This is a genomic window from Arthrobacter sp. E3, assembly GCF_017353415.1.
Classification (GTDB): Bacteria; Actinomycetota; Actinomycetes; order Actinomycetales; family Micrococcaceae; genus Specibacter.
In genome coordinates, this window is sequence record NZ_JAFMPX010000092.1 from 1 (window position 1) to 866 (window position 866).

Consider the following 866-nt stretch of genomic DNA (forward strand, 5'->3'; position numbering starts at 1 on the left):
ATTGGCTATCCATGTAACTGCCGTGATGTCGGGGGCTGCGCGTATTGTGTGGCTCATGATGGATGTGCCAGTGGAGGGCCGGGATTTTCCGGGATCATTGCCCGAACTGCGGGCATGGTTCCGGTCGGACGCGGATTGTCGTGACTATCTGGATTGGCTGCGTTGGCCGGATGGGTTCGTTTGCCCGTGGTGCGCGGATGTCGGCGACTGGTCCACGGTGCCTGGAATGCATCGGTGCGCTGGCTGCGGACGCCGCGTGAGCGTGGGTGCAGGAACGGTGTTCCACCGCACCCGCACCCCGCTGACCGTCTGGTTCGAGGCAGCATGGCTGATGATGGCATCGAAGCAAGGAGTGTCGGCATTGACCCTGCAACGGGTGACGGAGCTCGGCAGCTACCAGAGTGCATGGACGATGACGCACAAACTCCGATCGGTGATGCACCAGTCAGAACGAGACCGGCTCATCGGACGGGTCGAGATGGACGAGACCTTCATCGGCGGAGACAGGCACGGCACATTTGGTCGCGGCGCCGCCGGCAAAACGCTCGTGGCCGGCGCCATTGAGCGCCGTGGCACAGGATTTGGCCGGGCCAGGCTGCAGATCATCCCCGACGCATCATCGGCAAGCCTGGCCGATTTCATCCGAACCCACGTGAGTCCCGGGGCGACACTCATCACGGATGGGTGGCCGCCATACCCACCAGCGGCGACAGCCGCCGGCGTCTCGATTGAGGTGCACAATATCAAAGCATCGGGCCAGCCCGCGCACCTTTCCCTGCCGGGGGTACACCTCTTGTTTTCACTATCGAAGCGGGTCCTTGAAGGGACCTACCAAGGCAGCGTGCAACCCGAGCATCTCCAGGCAT

Annotated in this window: 1 protein-coding gene; it reads left to right on the plus strand. The window is 63.0% G+C overall.

The genetic code is table 11. The annotated features are described in order from the left end of the window. Positions 1-256: 256 nt before the first annotated feature. Positions 257-866, plus strand: a 610-nt coding sequence (locus JMA46_RS16770) for an IS1595 family transposase (RefSeq protein WP_348770212.1), incomplete at its 3' end; no start/stop codon positions are given.